22 protein-coding genes are annotated in these 23327 nt (G+C 35.0%); 10 read left to right on the forward strand and 12 right to left on the reverse strand.

The features are described 5' to 3' along the window. Positions 1 to 14 precede the first annotated feature (14 nt). The 3 genes from AC4BC7_RS14885 (at position 15) to AC4BC7_RS14895 (ending at position 2083) form a co-directional block, all read left to right on the forward strand. Positions 15 to 776 carry a MurR/RpiR family transcriptional regulator gene (locus AC4BC7_RS14885; RefSeq protein ID WP_490503246.1) on the forward strand — a complete coding sequence of 254 codons (762 nt, stop codon included), beginning with the start codon at positions 15 to 17 and terminating at the stop codon, positions 774 to 776. A gap of 11 nt (positions 777 to 787) precedes the next feature. Continuing rightward, complete coding sequence (locus AC4BC7_RS14890) at positions 788 to 1195, forward strand: hypothetical protein (protein WP_207942498.1); 408 nt, start codon at positions 788 to 790, stop codon at positions 1193 to 1195. A 147-nt stretch (positions 1196 to 1342) separates the two neighbouring features. Next, positions 1343 to 2083, forward strand: coding sequence for a class I SAM-dependent DNA methyltransferase (locus tag AC4BC7_RS14895; RefSeq protein WP_490503247.1), 741 nt, complete (start codon positions 1343 to 1345; stop codon positions 2081 to 2083). Positions 2084 to 2179: 96 nt separating this feature from the next. Here the strand turns inward: AC4BC7_RS14895 and ppk1 are convergent, their stop codons facing one another. From ppk1 to AC4BC7_RS14920, 5 genes are all read right to left on the reverse strand, one after another. Continuing rightward, positions 2180 to 4306 (reverse strand): polyphosphate kinase 1, encoded by a 2127-nt coding sequence (ppk1, locus tag AC4BC7_RS14900; RefSeq protein WP_490503248.1) that lies wholly within the window; start codon positions 4304 to 4306, stop codon positions 2180 to 2182. 17 nt (positions 4307 to 4323) lie between these two features. Next, positions 4324 to 5865, reverse strand: coding sequence for a Ppx/GppA phosphatase family protein (locus tag AC4BC7_RS14905; RefSeq protein ID WP_490503249.1), 1542 nt, complete (start codon positions 5863 to 5865; stop codon positions 4324 to 4326). A gap of 164 nt (positions 5866 to 6029) precedes the next feature. Beyond that, positions 6030 to 6974 carry an IS3 family transposase gene (locus AC4BC7_RS14910; protein WP_490504395.1) on the reverse strand — a complete coding sequence of 315 codons (945 nt, stop codon included), beginning with the start codon at positions 6972 to 6974 and terminating at the stop codon, positions 6030 to 6032. After that, positions 6860 to 7423, reverse strand: coding sequence for a helix-turn-helix domain-containing protein (locus AC4BC7_RS14915; protein WP_311055572.1), 564 nt, complete (start codon positions 7421 to 7423; stop codon positions 6860 to 6862). The genes AC4BC7_RS14910 and AC4BC7_RS14915 overlap by 115 nt, the downstream gene beginning before the upstream one ends. A gap of 70 nt (positions 7424 to 7493) precedes the next feature. Next, on the reverse strand, positions 7494 to 8150 hold the full coding sequence (locus tag AC4BC7_RS14920; protein WP_207871514.1) for a Crp/Fnr family transcriptional regulator: 657 nt from the start codon (positions 8148 to 8150) through the stop codon (positions 7494 to 7496). Positions 8151 to 8407: 257 nt separating this feature from the next. Between AC4BC7_RS14920 and AC4BC7_RS14925 the strand changes: the two genes are divergently transcribed. The 3 genes from AC4BC7_RS14925 to AC4BC7_RS14935 all read left to right on the forward strand — a co-directional run bounded on the left by AC4BC7_RS14925 (position 8408) and on the right by AC4BC7_RS14935 (position 10755). Then, positions 8408 to 9649 carry an MFS transporter gene (locus AC4BC7_RS14925; RefSeq protein WP_490503250.1) on the forward strand — a complete coding sequence of 414 codons (1242 nt, stop codon included), beginning with the start codon at positions 8408 to 8410 and terminating at the stop codon, positions 9647 to 9649. 1 nt (position 9650) lies between these two features. After that, positions 9651 to 9833: a hypothetical protein gene (locus AC4BC7_RS14930; RefSeq protein ID WP_207871512.1), complete on the forward strand. Its 183-nt coding sequence runs from the start codon at positions 9651 to 9653 to the stop codon at positions 9831 to 9833. A 91-nt stretch (positions 9834 to 9924) separates the two neighbouring features. Further along, positions 9925 to 10755, forward strand: coding sequence for an alpha/beta hydrolase (locus AC4BC7_RS14935; RefSeq protein ID WP_207871511.1), 831 nt, complete (start codon positions 9925 to 9927; stop codon positions 10753 to 10755). 117 nt (positions 10756 to 10872) lie between these two features. Here the strand turns inward: AC4BC7_RS14935 and AC4BC7_RS14940 are convergent, their stop codons facing one another. Continuing rightward, entirely contained in the window at positions 10873 to 11922 is a 1050-nt protein-coding gene (locus tag AC4BC7_RS14940; protein WP_207871510.1) for an ABC transporter permease, read from the reverse strand. Further along, the gene (locus tag AC4BC7_RS14945; RefSeq protein ID WP_490503251.1) at positions 11912 to 12637 is read right to left on the reverse strand and encodes an ABC transporter ATP-binding protein; all 726 of its coding nucleotides are present in this window, start codon (positions 12635 to 12637) and stop codon (positions 11912 to 11914) included. The genes AC4BC7_RS14940 and AC4BC7_RS14945 overlap by 11 nt, the downstream gene beginning before the upstream one ends. A gap of 144 nt (positions 12638 to 12781) precedes the next feature. Here AC4BC7_RS14945 and AC4BC7_RS14950 point away from each other — a divergent pair, with 144 nt between their 5' ends. Then, a complete protein-coding gene (locus AC4BC7_RS14950; RefSeq protein ID WP_243430363.1) occupies positions 12782 to 13345 on the forward strand; it encodes a TetR/AcrR family transcriptional regulator in 564 nt (187 codons plus the stop codon). Positions 13346 to 13386: 41 nt separating this feature from the next. On the opposite strand, the gene AC4BC7_RS14955 is transcribed toward AC4BC7_RS14950, so the two are convergent. Continuing rightward, complete coding sequence (locus AC4BC7_RS14955) at positions 13387 to 14139, reverse strand: esterase family protein (RefSeq protein ID WP_490503252.1); 753 nt, start codon at positions 14137 to 14139, stop codon at positions 13387 to 13389. A 10-nt stretch (positions 14140 to 14149) separates the two neighbouring features. Further along, on the reverse strand, positions 14150 to 15328 hold the full coding sequence (locus AC4BC7_RS14960) for an ATP-grasp domain-containing protein (protein WP_207871507.1): 1179 nt from the start codon (positions 15326 to 15328) through the stop codon (positions 14150 to 14152). Between the two features lie 246 nt (positions 15329 to 15574). Here AC4BC7_RS14960 and AC4BC7_RS14965 point away from each other — a divergent pair, with 246 nt between their 5' ends. Beyond that, positions 15575 to 15718 (forward strand): hypothetical protein, encoded by a 144-nt coding sequence (locus AC4BC7_RS14965; protein ID WP_207871506.1) that lies wholly within the window; start codon positions 15575 to 15577, stop codon positions 15716 to 15718. Between the two features lie 37 nt (positions 15719 to 15755). Here the strand turns inward: AC4BC7_RS14965 and AC4BC7_RS14970 are convergent, their stop codons facing one another. Further along, on the reverse strand, positions 15756 to 16538 hold the full coding sequence (locus AC4BC7_RS14970; RefSeq protein WP_490503253.1) for a PHP domain-containing protein: 783 nt from the start codon (positions 16536 to 16538) through the stop codon (positions 15756 to 15758). 107 nt (positions 16539 to 16645) lie between these two features. Here AC4BC7_RS14970 and AC4BC7_RS14975 point away from each other — a divergent pair, with 107 nt between their 5' ends. Both AC4BC7_RS14975 and AC4BC7_RS14980 read left to right on the forward strand, forming a co-directional pair. Next, on the forward strand, positions 16646 to 17479 hold the full coding sequence (locus tag AC4BC7_RS14975) for an aldo/keto reductase (RefSeq protein ID WP_490503254.1): 834 nt from the start codon (positions 16646 to 16648) through the stop codon (positions 17477 to 17479). A gap of 104 nt (positions 17480 to 17583) precedes the next feature. Beyond that, entirely contained in the window at positions 17584 to 18903 is a 1320-nt protein-coding gene (locus tag AC4BC7_RS14980) for an APC family permease (protein ID WP_490503255.1), read from the forward strand. A gap of 50 nt (positions 18904 to 18953) precedes the next feature. On the opposite strand, the gene AC4BC7_RS14985 is transcribed toward AC4BC7_RS14980, so the two are convergent. Both AC4BC7_RS14985 and AC4BC7_RS14990 read right to left on the reverse strand, forming a co-directional pair. Next, the gene (locus AC4BC7_RS14985) at positions 18954 to 20996 is read right to left on the reverse strand and encodes a methyl-accepting chemotaxis protein (protein WP_490503256.1); all 2043 of its coding nucleotides are present in this window, start codon (positions 20994 to 20996) and stop codon (positions 18954 to 18956) included. A 116-nt stretch (positions 20997 to 21112) separates the two neighbouring features. Then, positions 21113 to 23167, reverse strand: coding sequence for a methyl-accepting chemotaxis protein (locus AC4BC7_RS14990; RefSeq protein ID WP_490503257.1), 2055 nt, complete (start codon positions 23165 to 23167; stop codon positions 21113 to 21115). Positions 23168 to 23327: the final 160 nt, after the last annotated feature.

The following is a 23327-nucleotide window of genomic DNA, read 5'->3' on the forward strand; positions in this document are numbered from 1 at the left end:
AAGGATGTTTTTAAATGGATATTGAAGCACGTGCACGCGCCTATTCACGAAATTTGAGTGAGACAGATCGAGAAATTCTTTCGTATATCTTAGAGCATAAGGAAGAAGTGACAAAATTAGGTATTGTAGAGCTGTCTCAACTCGTTCACGCTTCGAAATCCTCGATTATTCGACTAACAAAAAAACTAGAATTTAAAGGATTTTCTGAAATGAAATTCTATTTGGAACAATCGATGGATAAACAGCAAGTATCATCCTATTCTGAACAGGCGTTAATGCAACTGCAAAAACAAGACTTAGAACAGACCAATCGTTTGATTCAACAAACGGATTTTACCGATATCATTTATGCGATGTATCAAGCAGAAACGATTTATTGCTATGGAACAGGATTTTCGCAAAAAAATTCATTATCAGAATTATCACAAGCGATGATGTATAAAGGAAAACGGATTTTAACGTTTCCCGCTAAACGAGAATTTGATATGAATATGCCACTGATTAGTCGGAAGGATTTAGTTATTTTTGTTTCGTTATCAGGTGAAACAGATGCAATCAAAGAAAATATTGATATGCTGACTTTGAGAAAGATACCGACTATTTCCATTACCAATCTTATTCAGAACTATCTGTCAGATAAAGCGATGTATAATTTGTTTTATTCGGCATCACCAATTTTTCTAACATCACAGATGAAAGATGAATTTTATTCATTTATTTCATTGAAATTAGTAATCGACACCTTAATTCGTAAATATTTTGAATATGTTCGTTGAAAGGAGTATCTATGTTAACGATAAAGAATTGGTTCTCTATAAAAAAATTGCCATTTTTTTTGCTGGCTTTTTGGCTAATCATTTTGACGATTTCTGGAGGATTATTTGCTTTCAATAGTACGCAAGTAGGGACAGAAAAATTATTGATGAATTCATCTTTAGGTTTGTATTTGTTTTTATTTTTTCTAGCAACGCTTTTAAAAATTCTCTTTTTTATCAATGAATGGCAACATAAAAAAGCATTATGGTTTTTATTATTTGCAGAAATTTTGTCATTTAATTTCATTAGCGTGTTACCAATTTATCTATTAGGTAAACATGCTAATGATACAACTAAGATGAAAAGTCAAAGTAAGATGATTGGTATCTGTTTAGGATTAGTTTTATGTTTACAAGTCACCGTATATGTGAACCAATGATAAAAATAAAACGTGATTGAAAGTTAGGAAGAGCTTTCAATCACGTTTTAGTTAGTAGCGAGTTTTTTAGGCTGGATAATAATTTTATAATATGTCTGAAAGCTGGTATAATAACTAATAGTTTATCTGACTAATCGGAGGGAAATAATGTTTAAAGAATATGGACGTTTAAGTACTTTATTATATGAGCATACGAAGCCAATTGGGACATCTTTGGATGGAGATGTGGAATACTATTTTGAAAAATTAAAAAATGTGTCAGGACCAATTTTAGAAGCTGGAGTAGGAACAGGGCGTATGCTAATTCCTTTATTAAAAAAAGGTTTAGATGTAGATGGTGTCGACCTATCTAATGAAATGCTGGTTCAATGTCACACCAATCTAAAAAAGCATGAGGTTACAGCGAACATTTACCAACAAGACTTATTAAAGCTAGCGATGCCGCGCAAATATCAAGCGATTATTATGCCGACAGGGAGTTTTTGTTTGCTGTCTAGAGACAGTATTAAAGATATCTTATTTAATTTTTTCAGTCATCTAGAAGATGGTGGGAAACTAATTGTTGATTTAGAAATGCCAATTGGATTTACTGAAGAAAAAATAAGTCAATCTCATTTTCTATTAGATCAAGATAAAGGCATTATTATGACAAATTTTAATGAAACGATTGATTGGTTTAATCAAAAAACCGTTTCTCTTAGCAAGTATGAATTAGTCGAGAATGGACAAGTAACACAAACGGAATATTCTCATTTTACAATGTACTGGTATGGTGTAAATGAATTTGAAATGTTGTTAAGTTTAGTTGGTTTTGTGGAAATTGAACGGGAAGTTGGCTATGGTGCGGACGCATCAGAGATAATCACATATATCGCTACGAAAAAATAAACACGACAAGAATTTTCGTGAGATTCACTGTTTTAAAACAATACAGAGACAAATTAAAAAAAGTTAGGCTTACTATTGAAGTAAGTCTAACTTTTTTTAATGGCTTTGCCATATTTTACGGATTTTTGATAACAAATTTGGATTTTCTTTGATGCTCATTGGAATGATTGTTTCTGAATTTGGTTGACTATGCGCAATGAAATATTCTTGTGCAGAAAATTCATTGTTTTCAATTAGACGACGAGAATGACCAGATGCTGTCAGATAATAAGCTTTTTTACGGTCTTTTCTGAAACTATCTAAAATGGTTAATAAATGATCCAAGGCAGGTCCCTTTTCAATTGGTGTTGCAATTTCAATTCGATGTAACATGTTTCGTGTCATAATGTCTGCTGAGGAAATCCAAACGTCTGCTTCTTTATCATTGGTATAAAAAGCATAGATACGGCTATGTTCCAAAAAACGGCCGACAATACTTTTCACTTCAATTGTCTCACTCAGATTAGGAATACCTGGTTTTAAGCAACATGCGCCACGAACGATTAAATGAATAGGAACCCCAGATTGACTAGCTTCATAAAGTTTATTAATCACTGCTTTATCCGTAAGAGAGTTCATTTTAAAACAGATTGCTCCTTGCTTCGTTTGCTGATAGTGAACAATAGTTTGTTCTATTTTTTCGAGCAACTTTTGCTGAATACCATTTGGTGAAACTGCAATGCGTTGATAATTAGGAACTTGTCGATAGCCACTTAAATAATTAAAGAACGCAGTAATGTCTGCTACATACTCTTTTTTCGCAGTAAATAAACTAATATCTGTATAAATAGAAGAAGTTTTTTCATTGTAGTTTCCTGTACCAAAATGGACATATTGTTTAATTTGACGACCATCTTTTTTTACAATTAATAAAGCCTTACTGTGTGTTTTTAATTGATGTAAGCCATAACTAACATAGCAACCAGCTTCTTCTAATTCTTGAACCCAATGCAAATTATTTTCTTCATCGAAACGTGCTTTCAATTCTACAAGCACCGTTACTTGTTTGCCTTTCGCTGCAGCTTTTTTCAATGCGTTAACGACACGTGAATTAGGTGCCATCCGATATAATGTTTGTTTAATAGCGATGGTGTTGGGGTCTGCTGCTGCAGATTCTAAAAAATTCAAAACGATATCAAATGAATCGTACGGATGATGGAAAAGTAAATCATTTTCTTCAATCGCTTGAAATAGCTCTGCACCGTTTAATTCTTTATGGGTATTTCCAATAAAACGAGGGAATACTAGACCGGGAAAATCTGGTGCTAAACTATCTACAAATGGAAAAAGAAATGTTAAGTCTAATGGACCAGGTACCCAATATAAATCACGAACTTTTAATTGTAGGAGATTTGCTAGAATTAAGACACTTTCTTCAACTTCTTTTGACCACTCACTGCTAATTTCTAAACGAGAAGGGAGTCCTTTAGAACGTTCAATGATGTATTCTTCCATTTGAGTAAAAAGTTTTTCCTCTGTGTCTTCACGAAACTCTAAATCTTTATCATAAGTAATTCGAAAACAAAAGGAATGATCGATTTCCCAGCCGACAAAAATTTCAGGTAAATGACGGATAATTAACTGTTCAACAAAGAGATAGGTTTGCTCATTAGCCAATTGATGCAAGCGTGAAAAGAGTGGTGGCAAAGGTATTACCGCACGTTCAACTCGATTACCTTGATGAACTTGCACAAAAATATGAACTTTTTTCTCTGCTAATTTAGGAAAAGCATGATACGCATCTAAACCAATCGGCGTAACTGCTGGTAATAATAGTTCATAAAAGAAACTATCTGCTTCTTGAAGTTGTTCTGCAGATAATTCATTAATCGATTTCACAAATTTTTGATGTTTCGTTAATTCTTCAATCAGTTGATTGAAATATTGATATTGCAATCGTGTGTTGTTTAAATTTATTTCGTATAGCTTTAATAAAACGTCTTCTTGTGTCCAACCTGTGCGAGTGTCTTTATCTTTAGGTTGCAAGCGAGCTAAACTTTGAATGCTTGGCACACGCACCATAAAAAACTCATCTAAATTGCTACTTGCAATGGCTAAGAAACGTAATTTTTCTAATAAAGGATTTGACGGGTCTTTAGCTTCATGAATGACCCGACGATTAAATAATAACCAACTTAAATCTCTATGATAGTAATTGAGATTAGTAAACTCAGATACTTCCATTTTTTAATACTCCTACTCTATGCTTTCTTAAAATCAATAACCACTTTTTTATTAATTATATTTTCTAGATTTTTTTTCTGGCGATTGGCACGATATTCTTCAGCGACAGGATCAAAGGACCATTCTACTTTTAAGACAAAATATGTTTCTTTGTCTTTCAGAGAAAAATGGATAATTTCATTGACCGTAGTGATATTAAGTGCTTCACAAAATTTAATCAAACTACCCGCTAAACGAATATACTTTAATTCTTCTTCTGTGAACCATTGTTTAAAAGGTTTAACAAATAACTTGAACAAGGATTTATTTTTGTAACTGGCTAATAAAGCTAAAGAAATTCGTTCACGATGCGTAAAGCCATTTAAATTACTATTAGCTAGCAAATAAAAAGAATGGTAGGCGCTATTATCTTCTTCAATATAGGAACCAATATGATAAAGTTGTGAACCATAAGAAACATACGCTGTTAATTGCTCAATTTCGTCATTCATTAATTGTTTTTGTTTAATTTCATTGAGTAACAATTCGACAATTTGTGTTCTTTTTTTAGTGCGATAGTTATCAATTTGGTAAGTGTCTACAAATCGTTGGATGCTAGTCATCTTTACATGATGTGGACTGTATGTTGCGGGATATTTTTGATTCACAGATTCCATTAACAATCCTTCACGCAAGCCTTTATTACAAAAAATAAATTTGGGTGCGTGCACTTGTTCCATCAAAGCAATAAAAGTAAGGTTTGCAGGAATGATAATATCAGCACGTTCTTTGCTTAATCCGTCTAATGACTGCAACTCGGAAAAAGATAGAGAGGTGAACAAAGTGAGTGTGTCTTTTAAATCTTTCTTTTTCATTTCATATTGATGAATTCCTACGACTGGAAAATCAGTCATTCGTTCATGGACTGTTGCAATGTTTCGTGAACTACCGCCAATTGCAATAATTGGTATCTTGCGATCTTTTAACCATGGCAAAGAAGCGAATTGTTTTTTGAGATAACTATTTGTTTGTTCAAGTGCATGTTCATTATTGGGTGAATGCTCATTAAAAAAAAGTTGCTTTAAAGTCACAACGCCAAAAGGAAAGCTATGACTATATATGATTACATTATCCTTAAAATAAGTGATTTCTGTACTACCGCCACCCATATCAATGGTATAGGCTTCTGAAAATGCAGTGGTACGTACAATAGCGTATTGCCCATAATAAGCTTCTTCTTTCTCAGATAATAAACGAATAGTAATACCTGTTTTCTTTTCGACTACCTCTAAGATTTCTTGGGCATTTTTTGATTGCCGAATAACGGCTGTGGCAGTTGCAATCATTTCTTCTAACGCATAGCTATGGGCAATCTCTTTGAATAAATTCATTACTCGTAGTAATTGATGAACACCAGTTTTGGTTAGTTCATTTTCTTCATCTAGAAATTGATAGAGACGAACAGGCAATTTGATATTTTGCAGTTCAGTAAATACCATCTGTTCATTTAATTGGTAAATGACTAAACGGACAGTATTTGATCCGATATCAATAATGGCAATATTTTTCTTTTTTTTCATCTATTTCCTCCATCAATAAGCTCAAGTAACTTGTTATTATTATAGTATAAGTATAGAAAGCAAAAAGCAGATTTTGGTAATATTTATGTAAATGAAGTGTTAAGATTGTAAAGGGAATAAAAAAAGAGAAACAGGGTGGCGACCCCTAAAAGTTAGAGTTTTTATTATGCAGCTGATTGGCTGGATTGAATTCGGTATTCGACCGGACTCAGTCCAGCCAATTTTACTTTTGATCGTACGTGGTTATACCAGTAGATGTATTCTTTAATTCGTCGTTTTAATTCTTCATAACTGACTAGTTTCTCTCCATAATACATTTCTTGTTTTAATATGCCAAAGAAATTCTCCATCGAAGCATTGTCTGCACACGTTGCTTTACGTGACATACTCTGGAATACATTGTTTTTATTTAATGTTTTTACCCATTTATTATGTTGGTAATGCCAACCTTGATCCGAATGGATAGTTGTACGGTAGGTTGCGTGATTCTTTATTATCTCTATTGTTTCATTTAGTGGCTCCATGACTAAATCTAATGTTGGGCGTTTCTTAATTCCAAACGCAATCACTTCTCCATTATATAGGTCAAGAATAGGGTTTAAATACAACTTTTCTTCCCCTAGACATTTGAATTCCGTAATGTCAGTTACTAGTTTCTGAAATGGGATAGGTGTACTAAACCGACGTGACAATCGATTCTTCACTATTTTTCCAGTAGTTCCTTTATATGAATTGTATTTACGGGATTTTCGCATGAATTTTACACACTTTAATCCTAGCTCTCGCATAATGCGATACACCTTTTTATGATTAATACAGTATCCTAATTTCTTTAACTCGTCTGTAATCCGTTTATATCCATAACGTTCATAAAACGCCTTAAATAGGTGAGTAATGCGTTCTTTTAGTTCGATATCCAGATCTTCTTTTCCGAAGTTCTTGACATGATAGTGATAGGTTGCTTCGGGAATTCCCACAACTAGGATAATATCCTTTAATCGGAACCCTTCTTCTTTAAGTTCGAATGCCCATTTTGCTTGCGCTTTTCGAGTAAGACATTCGGATTTTCCCGAAAAGCTCTCAGCTTTTTTAAATAGGCAATTTCTAATCTCAGTAGTTCATTCTCTCGTTCTAACTCCGTTTCACGTGTGAACTTGTTTTCTTCCTTTTTCGTTTGTTTATTTAGTTTCTTAGTCATAGAAGGTCGCTCCTTTGATTTTGGTTTCAAGCCTTCTATCCCTTGAGAATTAAAATCTTTCATCCAACGATAAATTAATGAAGGATTATTTAATCCGAATTGTTCAGTCGTTTCCTGATAAGAAGCACCTGTGTCTAACATAAATTGTATCGTATTTAATTTAAATTGAACAGGATATACTTCCTTCCTTTTTCTTCGTTTTAATCCCTCCATCCCTTGTGTTTTATAAGCTCTTACCCAATTTTGTAATGGTGTTGCAGAAGGCATATTGTATTTCTTCGCCAATAATTTATAACCAATATTTCCATCCAAATACTCCGTAACAAGCTTTATTTTAAATTCTTCACTATATTTAGCCATAAAAATACCCCCGAAAGTTAGATTTATTACTCTAACTTTCGGGGGTCGGTACCGAGCGTCTCTTTTTTGTTTAAACCACCATATTCTCTTTAATTGCATGTAAATCTTTAATTAAAATTTTACGATTTTGGATACGAATAGCACCGGTTTCTCTTAATTGCTGCATCATACGATTGACACTACTTGCAGAAGTAATCCCACAAAAGTGAGCAATTTCTTCATTCGTCACGACAAAATCAATTAAATAACCTTCTTTTGTTTGTACGCCAAATGTCTCATAAAGGTCATATAATTGTGTACAAACGGCACCAAATTTCCCATTCATTAGCATTTGCTGCATTTTTTTCATCGATTGCAACAAATTCACACGATAATATTCTTTAACATAATTTTGTAATTGTGGACTTTGATTAATATCTTTCCAAAATTGCACACGATCAATTTGATAGAGCTCAGCTGTAGGAGATTCGACACGGATGTTAAAAGGAGCATCAATAAATTTCGAATATTCATCACGTAATAAAGAAACAATTTCTAACCCAGTAATATAGCGAAGATTAAATTCCCGTCCGTCATGAGAAATGACACTAGTTTTAATGATTCCTTTTTTCAAAATATACGCAGAACTATCTTGTAATCCTTCATACATTAAATACTTTTTCTTTGACCTAACAATCACTGGAAACGCATGATCATCCAAATAATCTTGTAAGATTTGTTTATCCATCGTCATCCTCCTTTTTTGCTTGTTCTCTAGCATTTAATCGTAGAAACTCACAAAAAACAATAACAAATGTTAATAACATTTGCAATTAAAAGATGTTATTAGCAATTTATTGTTACAAAGTGACATTTTTTGTGTAAGAAAACTTTGTATAATGCGATTTGTGAAAGAAAATTATGCCATCATTCGCGAAGATCCGCGTTGAACAAATAGATATGATATTTTTTCACAAATTTATTTTAACAGAGGTGACCTAAATAATGGGAGAGTTGGAAAAAGAAGTGGGGGAGAAACGGTTGGAGACACCAGATAAATTATTTAATAAAGGCTTTATTGGTATGACCGTGATTAATTTTGTTGTTTATTTGGTTTATTATTTATTGATGGTGATTATCGCAGTTATTGCTCAAGATCAACTACACGCAACTTTAGGACAAGCGGGATTGGCGTCAGGCATTTATATTATAGGAACATTGTTCGCTCGTTTGTTAATGGGGAAAAAATTAGAATCTTACGGTCGGAAAGCAGTCTTGCGTTATGGGTCAGTCTTTTATTTATTAACAACAGTTGCTTATTTGTACGTGCCATCGATTGGTATCTTATATGTCGTACGTTTATTGAATGGGTTCGGTTATGGTACGGTGTCAACTGCTACAAATGCGATTGTCACAGCGTATATTCCGAAATCACGTAATGGGGAAGGCATCAATTATTATGGATTAAGTACTAGCTTGGCTGCCGCCATAGGTCCATTTATTGGAATGGTATTATTAAATTTGACGAATTTTTATTTTATTATTGGTTTTTCAATTGTATTAATTACCATTACGACAATCGCCAGTTTTCTATTTCCAGTTAAAAATATCGTATTATCAGCAGAACATCGAAAACTAATTGCATCATGGTCGTTGGAAAGTTTTATTGAAAAGAAAGTTCTATTTATTACATTTATTGCCTTTTTAATGGGATTTGCTTATTCAAGCGTATTAGCCTTTTTGTCTTCTTATGCACAAATCATACATTTGGTGCCGGCTAGTTCATTCTTTTTTGTTGTTTACGCATTGGTCATTACGGCTACTCGTCCGTTGTCAGGACGCATTTTTGATACTTATGGTGAAAATTATGTGATTTACCCAAGCTATATTTGTCTGGCTATAGGATTATTGCTGTTAAGCTTCACAACAAGTAATTGGATGTTACTTCTTTCAGGTGCTTTTATTGGGTTAGGCTATGGAACCTTCATGTCAAATGGGCAAGCGATTTGTTTGAAAAAATGTGAAGGTCATCAAATTGGTGTAGCTTTATCCACGTATTTTATTGGCTTGGATTTAGGTTTAGGAATAGAGCCTTATTTATTAGGTGAATTACGAAGAGTGATGACTTTTCAAGAAATCTATCGAATTGCTAGTCTATTGCCCGTCGTTTGTGTCATTTTATATGCTTTATTTTATCAATCAAAAATATCATTACCAAAATTACAAGAAATCAAAGGGGAGAAGTAACATGCAAACAGAAGAACAATTTGTTGAATTAATGAAACAAACGCTATCTACATTGAATGAAATTAGTCATAAATTAGAGGGGATTGAAGCAAATACTGAAGCAATTGACCATGAACAACAAAGCTTACAACACTCGGTCTATTGCTTACAAAAAGTGATGGAGAACGATAATTTCATTGGTTAACGAAACGATACCTCTGCAAAAGTCTAGTAAACTAGGAAACTCTAAAAGAACATGCTAAAATAGAAAAAATAGACAATGATGAGGTGTGCCGATGAAGAAGCCGATGAATTATTACTTGCCAATTATTTCCCATTACTTAGATGTTCCCTATGATGATAAACCACGTCGCGTCCGTGTGTTGCTACCGCGAGATTACGATATGTATGTGGAAGAAAATTACCCAGTGGTCTATATGCATGATGGACAAAATGTTTTTTATAGTAAAGAAGCCTATTCGGGCCATTCATGGAAGTTAATTCCTTTAATTAAAAATAGTGTTGATTTACCGAAAATGATTATTGTAGGCATTGATAATGCAGGGGAAGATCGCTTAGACGAATACACGCCTTGGCCGTTTGAATTGAAAGAAGAGGTTGAAAGTCATGGGCATCCTGGCGGTATGGGTATTCCTCACGGTGAATGGATTGTGAATACCGTTAAACCATTTATCGATAAACATTACCGGACACAACCAGAACGTGAACATACAGCATTAGTGGGTAGCTCTTTAGGAGGACTCATCACAGCGTATATGGGTGCAGCATATCCTGAAACTTTTGGTTCATTGGGAGTATTCTCATTAGCTTCATGGTTAAGTGAAAATGCCTTTTTAGATTTTATCGATAAAAACCCACTGCATCCTGATACGAAAGTATATATTCAAGTAGGAACAGAAGAAGGAAACGAAGTCGATGAAACCTTTGTTAATAAGAATATTAATCAAGCGTATATTGATAGTTCCTTGTGGTATTATCAAACGATGTTGCGAAATGGACATGCTATGGATAAAATTTGGCTGCGTATTTTAGCAGATGAGCACCATTTTGAAAAATATTGGGCGGACCATTTTGGTGAATATCTACAGTTCACTTTTCATAATTAAGAGAAAAAGGCGATGATATACGTCTTTTAATCCTAAACTATCCGAATGATACACCATGAGTGTTGCTCAATGTGTATCATTCGGATAGTTTCATTTTTTTTATGTCACGGACTTTTTTTAAACTTTACGATATTTTCGTAAGCCTAAAATATTCGCAAGGGTAAACAACAAAGCGAATAACATTAACATACCTAAATCACCCGCAATGGTGTCAAATCCTTGACCTTTAAACATCACACTAGTCAGCGCGTCTCCCGCATAAGTCAAAGGTAAAAATTTGCCGACAGTTTGAACCCAATTGGCCATCGTATCAATGGGAATAATGCCTGCAAAAAAGATTTGAGGAATCACGACTAAAGGGATAAATTGCATCATCTGGAATTCGGAAGATGCAAAGGTAGAAACAAATAACCCCATCGATAGCGCCACTAAGGCAATTAACAGATTAATAACAAAGACCCAAATCAACTCACCAGCGATGGTCAAATCCAAAATATAGGTTGCATATAACACAATCAAAATTGTTTGAACAATCGCAAATAAGCCATAACCAGTCATATAACCAAAAATAATTTCACTTCGTTTCACCGGTGTTGCCAATAAACGTTCTAAAGTTTTTTTGGTTCGTTCTCTCAGTAACGAGATACCTGAAATCAAAAAAACAAAGAAAAAGACAAAAAAACCAATTAAAATCGGAAATAAGGTATCAAAAAAATCAGAGTCATCATTACCATACACATATTGATTGGTTATCGTATAGTGCGGTAGCTCGTTTGTGCGTGGGAGATTCTGCATTGCACTACTCATAAGTAGACTAGGCAAGAGACCGGCTAGTTGTTTGCTTTTATTTGGATCGGCATTTTCATAGGTTACCGTTAATTTCGTACCGGTTGTTTCGATGAATGCATCGAGTTGATGCTGCTCAATAAGTTTTTTGGCAGAAGTATCGGTAGTAAATGCTGTTAATGTCACGGTATCAGGAAATTGCTCAATGAGGCTATCAGGAACTTGTCGATAGCCTACAACTAGTTGCGTATCTGTTTCATGGTCAAAAACAACATGCATCAGCGTTAGAATAAATAAAGGTGCAACCATCATTAATAGGAGCGTCCGTTTATCGCGAATCATTTCTTTTAAAATTCGTTGAACGAGTGCTTTATAGCGCATGTTTTTCCACCTCAGCTTTCAAGAAGACTTCTTCAATCGTAGTTGCCTGAAATTGGGCTTTTAATTCTTGCGGGGTACCTAAAGCAAATAACTGACTGTCAATAATTAAACCAAGTGTGTCACATTTTTCTGCTTCATCCATCACGTGTGTTGTAACGAGAATACTTTTTCCTTGATCCGCCAAAGCTCGTAACTTTTGCCAAATTTCCACTCGCAAACGTGGATCAATTCCTACAGTAGGTTCGTCTAAAATTAACAAATCCGGATCGGCTAAAAGCGTAATTGCTAACGAAAGACGACGTTTCATGCCACCTGAATAATTTTTGACCACCGTATGCTGAAAGTCGGTCAGTCTCATTAAAGCTAGTTGTTCGTCACACGCTTGTTTCAACGCTTGTTTTTTTAAACCCATCATTTGACCAAAAAAGTAGAGATTTTCTTTTCCTGTTAAGTCTTCATAAAGTGCATCCTCTTGGGCCATGTAACCAATTCGTTTCAAAATCGTTCGATTAGGCATCGCAGTTTCTAAGACACGACTGGTACCTTGAGTTAGTTTTTCCATGCCCATCAAACATTTGACTAGCGTTGATTTCCCCGCACCACTAGGTCCAATTAAACAAAGAATTGTTCCCGACATTACGGTTAAATAGACATCATTTAAAGCAGTAAACTGTTGAAAAGATTTGGTTGCGTGTGTTAATTCAATGGTTGGCATTGTTCTCTCCTCCTCAATTAGACACAGTGTCTAATAAAAAGTATACTCATATTGTAGTCCAGTTTTTTTGAAATACAATTGAAAAAACGAGATAGTAAACATTTGCCTTAAAATTGTCTAGTAAAATTTAGCTAGGAGGAAACAATGGAAGAAGCCTTTTTAGATGTTCGTGTCCAACGAACGATAAAAAAAATTACCCAGGCGCTTATCGTATTATTGAAAGAGAAGAGTTTAGGAGAAATTACGGTTAAAGAAATTATCACGAAAGCTAAAATTAGTCGCGGAGCGTTTTATTTACATTATCAAGATAAAAACGATTTAATCCAAAAACTAAAAAATAATTATTTGCATCATTTTTTTCCACAAATTCAAACCGCTCTTGATGGCCAACGCATCGATTTTTTCTTAGAAGCCTTAAATTTTTTGAAAGGAGAGGGCGAGTTAATTGCCTTATTGCTTTCAACGAATGGTTCTTTAGCTGTACAAAATGACATTCGGAACGTTTTACAACAGTATGGGAAAAAATACTTAGTGAAACAATTAAAAGGGGAGACCCTTACGCCTTTAGAAGAACATTATTTTGTGATTTATTACAGCAATGCGGCATTTAGTGTCATGCAAGAGTGGATTAATCGTGGGCAACAAGAATCCCCAGAGGAAATGATGAATATTTTAGATGCGATTGTTCCTAAGGAGTTTTTCCGTTAAAAAAGAAGCATGGCTGATTAGCTCATGCTTCTTTCAATTAACTAAATTTTTCCTTGTCGTTCCAATGCACCAAAGAAGTAGGGCAGTTGATCACGCCAAGCATCCCAATCATGAGGAATATCATGTCCCCAATAATCAAACCAACCAGGAATTCGTTTGCTTTCAAAAATATGTTGTAATTCACGAGTGGCTAAAATATGGGGACCTTCCCAATCACCTTGACCAACACAGACAATAAAAGTGTTTTGACGGTAGCGCTCTAGGAACCAATTGTCTTCCATATTTTTTAAATAATCAACCGGTGAATTAAAGTAAACGGCTTGATCACCATAAAAATCACCCGTAAAGAAACGGGCATCATAAACACCACTTAAAGCAATACTAATATCAAAAATATCTGGATGGCGTAATACAAAGTTAGCTGTGTGGAAGCCACCCATACTACAACCAGTGGCAATCATAGCGCCGCCCCAATTGGATTCATAACGAATTAATGGGACTAATTCTTCAACAATGTAACGATCGTATTGATTATGTGTTTCCCCAATATCATGTGGGCTACGACTTGTTGCTAACCATGATTCATTATCTAATGAATCTGGAGTATAGAATTTAATCAATCCGCGGTCAATAAATGAACGACAAGCTTCAATCATTCCGAAATCAGCAAATTCATTTTGACTACCGCCAGATGAGGGGAAGACGATGACAGGCTTCCCTGCATGTCCATAAACATTAAAATGCATTTCGCGGTTTAAATGTCCGCTGTAATGACTTCTTCTTTCAAAGTGCATAAAAAACCTCCTAGTATTTTTCACGAATAAATGCGAAATATTCGAATAACTGTTCTTCAGATGGTGTACGAACGAGATAGCCTTCATCACCCATAATTGCAGCAAAAATGCCAGGAATCGTTTGGATATTAATTAGGTTGTCGCCTAAATAGTTACGAATGTCATCGTTTGAATGAACGTAGTTATGCGTTTTATATTGTCTTGAAACATACCCACAGTAATACGGGCGTTCAACAGCTGTGTAGAATTTATTGTCTTTTACGACATTTGCATATTCTTTAAAGATATCAATATCATTGCCGTAGTTGAACATATCAATGGTTGCACCACCTGGTGGACGCAGATTTACTTCTAATGGCAACAGTGAACCATCCGCAATTCGGAAAAATTCAAAGTGGAAAAAGCGTTCTTTTGCATTGAAAGCTTGAACCATTTTAGCACCCATTTCGTATAAATCTTCTGGAACTTCACGAGATAAATAGAAATACATATCGTCGTTGTTTTCAACAGTTTCCAATACAGCGACATTGTAGAGTAAGCTTGAATGATAAACAATATTTCCATCGTGATCCACTAATCCGTCAAATGTGACGATATCGCCTGGAATAAATTCTTCCATGATATAAGTTACTTCTGGATGACGAATGTCAAAGAAGTGTGCTAATTCATCTTCATTGTTAATTTTGTACGTATCGCCAGCACCTACACCACTATCTGGTTTAATGATAACTGGGAAGTTTAATTCGTTGGCTAATTCAAAACCGTCTGCTCGTTCATAAAAAACGCGACCGTTTGCCACAGGTAATCCAATACTTCGAAAAACTTCTTTCATTGCAGATTTATGTTTAATGGCATCTAAATCATTTTCTTTATAGCCAAAAACATTAAAATCTGTTCGTAGACGCGCATCGAGTTCTAACCAATGTTCATTGTGGGATTCGATGCGATGAATTCGACCATATTTATGAGCAAAATACGCAACGGCACGATAGACCTGATTGTAATCTTCCATGTTGTCTACCCGATAATAATCGGTGAGCGAGTTTTTTAACGTTTGAGATAATTGTTCATAAGGGACATCCGCAATTCCAAGAGTATTAAAACCAGTTTCTTGTAGACGTGGTGCAAAAGTAGCAAAGTTATCTGGAAAGTGCGGTGAAATCATCACGAAATTTAATTTGTTTTCCATATAGATCACCTTTTATTGTTTTTATTGTTAATCATAGCATATTATCTTTTTGAAATCTAACTATTTTTTAATCTTTAGAGGGCGTTTTGCCATCAAAATAAAAGATATGTTTTTTTATAAATAATGAAAGAAAAAGAAGATTCGTTCAATTAAGTAGCCTTAGATTTTACAAATGGCTGGTTCTTTTTTATAATTAAATTATACAAAGGTAAGTACTTGTATAAATCTGATAAGGGAGAGATTCATATGACCGACAAAACCAAAGAAAAAGTTTATGCCGAACGTCAGCACTCGTACAAGTCAGAAAAAGAGAAGATTTTTAAAGAGGCGCAGAAAGAGGCAGTCAAAAACAAAGTAATTGAACCGAAGAAAAAAGAAGAAGAAAAATAATAAATTCCCAGCAGAGAATATCTTTGCTGGGAATTTTTTAAGGTAAGTCAGTGTAAAAACGGTCGTTGCCTTGGAAGACTACTAATTGTTTGACGTCAAATTCGCGCAATAAGTTGGCCATTTCTGGGAATAAGAGACGATAATCTTCTGCCACATGGGCATCTGATCCAAGCGTAAATAATTTCCCGCCTAGACTTTGATACAAAGGAATCGCATAACGATAGAGTACTTCATTTTGATAGCGTCCAAAACTTTTGGCGTTAATTTCCATCGCCAATTCACGTTGAATCACTTTTTTGAAGATAGTAATCAATTCTTTCTCAAAATGACTTTCTAATTCTTCTGGTGTAAAGTCAAAACGGCGTAAGCCATATTCGAAGTGCGTGAGGATATGTCCGTCTGGAAAAGACTCTAACACTTCTGACATTTGGTCAAAGTACATTTTTGCCACCGCAAATTTATCTTTGGTTAAAACAATATCATCCATGTAATCAAATTTGCCGTTTTGGTGAATACTCAATAGTTTTAAATCATACGTATGGCTAGCAAGATAGTCTTGAATTTTCGCTTCTTGACCAGGAACAACGCCTAATTCAATACCGCGTAAAAATGTAGTGTCATATTGTTCATTTAATTCGGCTAATTTTTTCGTTAAAATCGCATAATCAGGAATATCATCTTTGAAACCTGTACCGGCATTTTCTAAGTCAAAGTGGTCGGTTGCTACAAAAAATTCAGGTTTGTTACCAAGATAGTTTTCAAATTGTTCCTCTGAGTCAAACGATAAAAACGTGTGTAAATGCTGGTCATAATAGTTCATGCAAGAGCCTCCTTTTTTTCAAACAGTACCACAATTTAAGCAATTTCGCTAGTGGCGATTTTTGGATATGTTATGTTATCCTTTTAAATAAGAGGAGGGGAAAAAATATGCAAGAATTCTATGAATTATCTGATGGATTTCAAATTCCAAAGATTGGGTTTGGAACGTATAGTTTGAATGGTTCGTATGGAACACGTGTCATAGAACAAGCGCTAACGGTAGGTTATCGCTTAATTGATACGGCCTTTAATTATGAAAATGAAGGAGCGGTGGGACGAGCGATTAAAAATAGCAGTGTTCCACGCGACCAAATTACCGTTGCCTCCAAACTACCAGGAAGACATCATCGTTATCAAGAAGCATTGGTGACTATTGAAGAATCCGTAGCACGTTTGAATTTAGACTATATCGACTTGTATCTCATTCATTGGCCCAATCCCATTCAAAATCACTATGTGGAAGCGTGGCAAGCATTAATTGATGCACAAAAAACTGGCTTGATTCGTTCGATTGGTGTTAGCAATTTTTTACCTGAACACATTGATCGTTTAGAAGCAGAGACTGGTGTTCTACCTGTCATCAATCAAGTGGAATTGCATCCGAACTTCAATCAGGAAAGTCAACGTCAGTATAATCAGTCGAAACAAATAATTACAGAAGCTTGGAGTCCACTTGGGCGTGCGACAGAAATCTTACAACATCCTATATTGAATGAGATTGCTGTTCGCTATGGCAAGACTATTCCACAAATCATTTTGCGTTGGCACGTACAGTTAGGTGTATTACCAATTCCGAAAGCTTCGCATATCGCTCGTCAAAAAAATAATTTAGCCATTTTCGATTTTGAGTTGTTGCATGAAGATATGGCATTAATTGCATCATTAACGAAAGAAGAAGGCCGTTTAAAACAGCAAAATCCAGCTACTTATGAAGAGTTTTAAGAGAAAAGAGCGCAAGAGGCGCTTTTTTTTCGTTTTTAGATGGTAATTTCATGAAAATATCAGTATAATCGGTCTATCTAAAAAATAGAAAGTGGAGTGATTGTTTGCCAAAACAATTAAAAAAAGAAATTTCGTTAATTGGTGCCTTGTCAACCGTTATGGGAACGGTCATCGGCGCGGGCGTCTTCTTTAAAGCTGCCGCCGTAGTCTCACAAACGCAGTCAGCCGGTTTAACCTTATTTGCTTGGTTATTAGCAGGCTTTTTAACAATTTGTGGAGGATTAACCGTAGCCGAGTTAGCTACAGCAATTCCTGAAACAGGTGGACCGATTAAATATATCGAAATCGCTTATGGAAAGTTGCCCTCATTTTTATTAGGTTGGGCGCAAAGTATTATTTATTTCCCAGCTAATATTGCCGCTCTAAGTATTATTTTCGCAACACAATGTTTGAATTTATTTCATTTGGATACACAATGGTTATTGCCTTTATCCATTTTAACTGCGGGCAGTGTGACAGGAATTAATTTATTGGGAACAAAAATTGCAGCCAATGTTCAATCGGTGACGTTAATCGTCAAATTGATTCCTATTGCTGTTATTATTGTGGCAGGTTTATTGATGCCTGGGAAAGTGGATGTGTCCATTGTTGATATTTCAATTGGTGGTACGGATAAATCGTGGGCAGCAGGTTTTAGTGCTGCTTTGTTAGCGACGTTGTTTGCTTACGATGGCTGGCTAAACGTAGGAACTGTTGCTGGTGAAATGAAACGTCCGGAAAGAGACTTACCAAAAGCCATCATCTTTGGATTGAGTTTTGTCACATTGATTTATTGGGTAATTAACTTAGTATTCTTGAAGACCTTGCCAATCGATCAAATCGCTGGTAATTTAAATTCTTCTTCAGAAGTCGCAACTGTACTTTTTGGCAATATCGGTGGAAAAATCGTCACAATCGGCATTTTAATTTCAGTTTATGGAGCATTGAATGGTTATACAATGACCGGAATTCGTGTCCCTTATGCGTTAGCTTTGAAAGATGAATTTTTATTTAGCAAACAAATGAAAAAATTGTCAAAAAATACTACAATTCCTTATGTGGCTGCACTTTTTCAGTTAGCAATTGCTTGCGTGATGATGAGTGTTGGAACATTCGATTTGTTAACAGATATGTTGGTTTTCGTTATGTGGTTTTTCAGCATTTTAATTTTTATTGCGGTCTTTTTATTACGTCGTCGTTTTCCAGAAATGCCTCGACCTTACAAAGTACCGTTATATCCGATTACACCGTTAATTGCAATCGTGGGCGGAGGATTTATCTTAGTGATGACAACCATTACAACGCCAATGTTAGTCATTACCGGAATTGGCATTACGGCAATTGGCGTGCCAGTCTTTTATTACTTGCAACGTAACTATCATTAAAAAAGCACCTCCCTCCTAAGTTTGTTCACTTAGGAGGGAGGTGCTTTTGTTTAGTTAAGAATCTTTAAGGTATTTACAATATCTTTTAAATTATTTGAAATGCTTTGTAATTCACTGACGTGTCCTACAAATTCTTCCATTGTTGCTAAAACTTCTTCGGCGTTGGCTGAAACTTCTTGCGTACCTGCAGCATTTTCTTCTGTGGAAGCTGAGATACTTTCTAAATTTTCTAAAACAGAATTTTGAACAGTAACGATTCGAGTGGTGGATTGTTCAATTTCTTGGATACCTTGAATCATTAAGGTATTTCGATTAAAGACCTCTTCAGCCGAGACAATCGCTTGTTCAATCAAACGTGTTTGTGTTTCACCGCCGTCTAGAGAACGTGACGCTTGTTCAACCATCTCTGTTGATTGGTTTTGAATTGTTGAAATAATCGTCTCAATTTCTTTCGTAGAATTTTTGCTTTGCTCTGCTAATTGACGAATTTCGGCAGCAACGACTGCGAAGCCTTTCCCAGATTCACCCGCACGAGCGGCTTCAATTGAGGCATTTAAAGCTAATAGATTTGTTTGATAAGAGATATCGTTAATGACATTAATAATTTGATTAATCGCTTGAATACTTTGATTCATGGTATTCATTCCGTTTACCAAATTACTCATTTGTGCAAGTTCCTGTTGCCAACTTGAGTTAACAGCACCCATCACATCCATACTTTGTTGATTAATTTGTGTGGATTCATGAGACTGTTCATTCATCGTAGTAACATTATTAGTCAATTCTTGAACAACATCTGAAAGTTGTTGCATTTGACTAACACTGTGCTCAGTTTCCTGTGCTTGTGTACCTGTTACTTCTGCAATGCCAGTAATGGTTTCAGTCACTTCACTAGTTGCAGAACTTGTTTGTTGAGAAAGTTCTAATAAAGAATCTGCCATTGTTGCTACAACATCACTTTGTTTTTTTGTATTTGTTAATAAACGACCGGTACTCTTAATCATTTCGTTGTAACTATCTGCCATTCGGTGAATTTCATTCCCTTGTGGATTAGGATAGACATAATTTTTTGCACTAGCCGCAATATTAAAGCTTAAACCATTCTTTTTCTTTTTAGGAATGGGACGATAGATGCCATTTTTTATTTCATCAAATAACTCAACAAATACTAAAATAATATTTTTAATGATATTTCGTACGAAATAAGAGAATAAAAACACAATGACTAGAAGAATAACTGCAATAATTGCTGAAGAAGTCAATAATGAATTTTTTTCCTCATTGTATTCGGTTGAACGAAGAGTAGCAAACGCCCAAGTTTTCGATTCGGGATCAGAACCTTTATCAAAATAAATGCTTGAGACATCACCGTCACGATAAGAAATGTTACCTGTTGACTTAGCGGCTTCTTTCATCTTGGTAAAGACATCATTGTCAGAAACATCGACACCTACGCGTTCTGGTTCAAGATCGGCAATAATCACGCCTTCACTCGTAATAAGCGAAACTTGTCCGGTGCGTCCAATTCGTAAATCTTGGATTAATTTATTGACGCTTTCATAAGAAACTTCTAGACTAAGAACACCCCAATCACCGTTATCATTCGTGATAACCTTTGAAAAGGCATTAACAAATTCTTTGGTTACTACATCTTGATAAGGGGTAGACCAACTTGCTTTTCCATTGTTCGCAACAGCTTCTTTAAACCAAGGTCTTTCAGGTGCTTGGAAATCTGCTGGGATATTTACGTTGGATACAAATTTATTATCTGGTGTTGCAAAAATAATGGATTTAATTTGAAGATCACCATTTACTGCAAAATCAATTGCAGAACGAATTTCTGTCATATTAAAATCTTTTTTGAAAAAATCATTCTCAGCAAAACTGTTAAAACGTGATTCAGCATTTGCGACAAGATTCTCTTTTTCAGTCATTACTGCACGAGTCGCACTTTCTTTGGTTATATCATTACGTTTTTCCATGATATTGGTAGTAAGAGCAAATGAGCTAAATAACATTGCCAATACAGGAATTAGAGCAAGCAACACTAAGACACTTAGAATTAGGGTACCGATACTTTTTTGCTTTTTCATCACTTTCCTCATTTCTATCTAGAATTGTATATTGTTACACATAAGATAAATCGGTTATCTAAATTAAAATTTAAGAGCAAACATGCATCGGAACAAAAAAAGCTCCGATGCATAAATTAGTCTGCTTTAACAATGGATAAGCGATTGACCATTTGTTTTAATTCTTCAGAGATTCCTTGTAAATCGCCTACATGACTAACGAATTCTTCCATCGTTGCTAAAACCTCTTGGGCATTCGCAGAAACTTCTTGTGTACCTGCTGCATTTTCTTCGGTTGAGGCTGAAATACTTTCAAGATTTTCAAGAACACTATTTTGAATAGATGCGATGTGACTTGTAGAATGTTTAATTTCTTGAATACTATCAAAAATTGTAGTGTTACGCCTAAAGACTTCTTGGGCAGAAGTAATTGCTTCGCTGATTAAATCAGTTTGTTTTTCACCACCATCTAATGAACGTGTTGTTTGTTCAACCATATTGAGTGATTGGTGTTGGATAGTTTCGATAATCTCTTCAATTTCTTTGGTAGAATTCTTACTTTGTTCGGCTAGCTGACGAATTTCGGCAGCAACGACTGCAAAGCCTTTACCAGATTCACCTGCACGAGCAGCTTCAATTGAGGCATTTAGAGCTAATAAGTTCGTTTGATAAGAGATATCATTGATAACATTAATAATTTGGTTAATGGCTTGAATATTTTGATTCATGCCATTCATTCCATCAACTAAAGTACTCATTTGTGACATTTCACTTTGCCAACTGATATTGACTTTGTTCATCACATCCATACTTTGTTGATTACTTTTACTGGAATTTTCCGATTGCTGATTTAAAGTTTCGACAGTTGTTGTTAGCTCTTGGATTACATTAGAAAGTTGTTGCATTTGGGCCACACTATGTTCTGTTTCTTGTGCTTGCATACCTGTCACTTGTGCTACTCCAGTGATTGTTTCAGTTACGTCACCAGTTGCAGAAGTGGTTTGCTGCGACAATTCTAACAGAGAATCTGCCATTTCAGCAATTTGCATACTTTGTTGTTGTGAAGTATGAATAATTTCTTCTACACCATCAATCATATTGTTATAGCTAGCTGCCATGCGATGAATTTCATTACCATTTTCATCTGGATATAAATAATTGCGAGCATTTTCAGTAACTTTATAGAAGGGCGCACGTTTTCTTTTTTTCTTTGAAATTTGATGATACATGCCATCTTTCATCTGATTGAATAATTCTACAAAAACTAGAATTATTTCTTTGATAATATTTTTTGCAAAAAAGGCAAAGGCAGTCGTCACTAGCAACATAACTATCGCAACTGTTAAGGAAGTAAGTAATAATGCACGACTTTCTTTGGAATATTCTCCTTTATAAATAGTCGCAAAGGCCCAACTATGACTATCAGCTTCGGTACCTTTATCAAAATAAATAGTTTCTGTGTCAGATGGGAGGTTTTTGGTAAGGGTGCCTTTTTGGATTGTCGCTTGTTTTAGTTGCTGATAGGTGGTAGTGTCAGAAATATCCGTACCAACACGTTCTGGATCAACATCAGCAATAATTACACCATCTTTTGTCATTAAAGAAACATGCCCCGTTTGTCCGATGGTTAAGTCATTTAAAACTTTAGTGACACTCTCATAGGAGACATCTAGACTAATAACACCCCAATCACCTTGATCGTTGCGAATCATTTTAGAGATTGTATTGACAAAATTTCCGCTAACTAAATCTTGGTAAGGAATCGACCAAATGGCAGTACCATTACCTTCAACACCATCTATAAACCATGGTCGATCACTTGGTTTATAGTCTTTCGGTAACTCGTTTGTTGCAGTGAAACGATTGTCTAATGTGGCAAAAGTAATCGCTGTGATGTTCATTTCTCCAGATAGAGCGGTTCGTAAAGTTTTACGAATTTCTTTAAAATCAAATGCTGTTTTAAAAACAGGCTCTTCAGAAATGGCATCTAAACGCGATTTTGCATTATTTAGAAGATTCTCTTTTTCAGTAATAACAGCTTGTGTGCCACTTTCTTGACTAACTAGATTGCGTTCTTTTAATAAATTAGTCGTGATAGTAAAAGAACTTATTAACATGACAATAATTGGTAACAAACTCAACCAAATTAAGACGGCTAAAATAATCGTACTAATACTTTTCTGTTTTTTCACTTTTTCTCCCCATTTCATTGAATAATTTTAAATGCATTGATGTATCTAAAATTATTCAATCGGTTCTTTTCTTTTGGGAATTAAGATAAAATAACAAAAAAATGTTCGAATTTTGTATTTCTAACCATTATTTTTCAAAAAAAAGAAGATAGACGAGCTA

It is taken from the genome of Enterococcus sp. AMC1623 (genome assembly GCF_058216495.1).